Source organism: Coprococcus sp. ART55/1 (genome assembly GCF_000210595.1).
In the GTDB taxonomy this organism is placed as follows: Bacteria; Bacillota; Clostridia; order Lachnospirales; family Lachnospiraceae; genus Coprococcus; species Coprococcus aceti.
In genome coordinates, this window is record NC_021018.1 from 2,756,462 (window position 1) to 2,758,564 (window position 2,103).

At 42.0% G+C, this 2,103-nt stretch carries 3 protein-coding genes; all 3 read left to right on the forward strand.

Annotated features, from left to right (window positions below; all coding sequences use genetic code 11):
• On the forward strand, positions 1-414 hold a 414-nt coding region (locus CCU_RS12390), incomplete at its 5' end, for a S8 family serine peptidase (RefSeq protein WP_208896244.1).
• A 102-nt stretch (positions 415-516) separates the two neighbouring features.
• Complete coding sequence (locus CCU_RS12395; RefSeq protein ID WP_015534898.1) at positions 517-1,209, forward strand: CDP-alcohol phosphatidyltransferase family protein; 693 nt, start codon at positions 517-519, stop codon at positions 1,207-1,209.
• An 87-nt stretch (positions 1,210-1,296) separates the two neighbouring features.
• On the forward strand, positions 1,297-2,103 hold an 807-nt coding region (locus CCU_RS12400; protein ID WP_208896245.1), incomplete at its 3' end, for a phosphatidylserine decarboxylase.

Consider the following 2,103-nt stretch of genomic DNA (forward strand, 5'->3'; position numbering starts at 1 on the left):
GTGTATGGAACCCTCACGATCCCGGGTACGGCATCAAATATAATAACGGTGGCTGCCTATGATCAGGTAAATGCATCCATAACGGGATTTTCAGGCAGGGGTTTTACGTCGGATAATGCCATAAAACCGGATATTGCAGCTCCGGGTGTCGGAGTGACTGTCAGCTATGGTGAGTATGGATACGGAAATGCCGATGGCACATCGCTGGCGGCGGCATTTGTGTCTGGCTGTGCGGCACTTATCATGGAATGGGGGATAGTCCTGGGGAACGATCCATATATGTACGGAGAGAGGGTTAAGGCTCAGCTTATAAGGGGAGCAAAGCCTCTCGGATCACTGGGCAGTTACCCGAACAGATATACAGGCTGGGGGACCGTGTGTATGGAAAACAGCTTCAAAGGATTAATTGTATGAAAGATTTGCAAAAAGATGTGGTTTTATGTCAAGTAATTGTGTATAATTTGATTCATACGTGCTTTTTGCAAGTATAAAAGAAAAAAACGGGGTATTTCACACATGGTAGGATTTTATAATTATACAGTTATTTTGACATATATGAGCCTGGTGTCATCTATCACAGGCATGTTCTTTACATTTACCGGACACCTTAGCATAGGAATATTGTGTCTTGCACTTTCCGGTCTGTTTGATGCATTTGACGGAAAAGTCGCAAGGAGCAAGAAGGATAGGACTATGGATGAGAAGAGATTTGGTATCCAGATAGATTCTCTCTGTGACCTGGTGAGTTTTGGAGTTTTTCCTGTTGTATTGTGCTGGTATTCAGGAATGAACACGCCGTTTGGAATGGTTATTCTTGCACTGTACTGTCTGGCTGGAATGATAAGACTTGCATACTATAACGTGCTCGAGGAGAAGAAGAACAATGACGATGATGATGCTGAGGTCATAGAGCAGCCGGATGGAAGAAAGTATTTCCATGGAATGCCGATCACCGCAATATCGGTGGGGCTTCCTATAATATACGTTACGTCACCTTTGCTTGGGTTCTCTTTCCCAATTCTGCTTCATGGAATCATGATACTTGCAATGATACTTTTCATAACAGATTTCAGATTCCCTAAGCCAACCACAAAGGAACTTATGGTGATAATTGTCATTGTGGCAGTTGCCGTAGTTTGGCTTATGATAAGATACATGGTCAGACGTCATATCATAACTATTCCTTATTTTATATCCCTTCTATTATAAGTGTATAGGAGCTATGGAAAATAAAAGATATAGAAGTAATTTGGCTATACCGGATATACAGAAGCGATGAAGGATGATGTATAAGATATGATAAAGAACAAATATGCAATATACAAAAGATCAAAACATAATGAGTGCGTATCGACACAGGACAGAGTCCTGCGCCTGTTATATGGCAACAGAGCGGGTCGTATGGTGCTGGGATGGCTGATCAGACCAGAGGTGTCAAAGCTTGTGGGAAGATTCATGGACACTGGATTATCCAGAATCATGATCAATCCATTCATTAAGAAAAATGATATTGATATATCTGTGTGTCAGAAGAATGAGTTTGACTCATATAACGATTTCTTCAAGAGAAAGCTGGTGCCGGGAGCAAGGACCATAGATATGACCGATGAAGGTTTTGTGAGTCCATGTGACAGCAGGCTTACGGTATATGATATAGAAGACACAGAACGACAGACTTTCAATATAAAGGATTCAGAGTACACGGTGGCATCCCTCCTCAGGGACAAAAAGCTTGCGAGACACTACAGAGGTGGAAAATTGTGGCTGTTCAGACTGTGTGTCGATGATTATCACAGATACATATATAACGTGTCTGGAAAGCAGTCTGATGTCAGACGTATAGAAGGCTTATATCACACAGTTAACCCTATAGCCAGTGAATATTACGACATTTACAAAGAAAATACCAGAGAGTATTGTCTTATAAGGACGCAGGATGCGGGAACCATCATTGATATGGAGGTTGGAGCACTTCTGGTTGGTCGTATAGTTAACAGGTATGTGGATTCCACGGATGTCAGAAGAGGAGAGGAAAAGGGCTATTTTGAGTTTGGTGGCTCAACAATCATTCTTCTCATCCAGAAGGACAAAGTCGCTCCTTTA

Bases quoted from the DNA above. Each gene is read 5' to 3' on its own strand.
- CCU_RS12395 (WP_015534898.1), top strand. From the start codon at position 517: ATGGTAGGATTTTATAATTATACAGTTATTTTGACATATATGAGCCTG.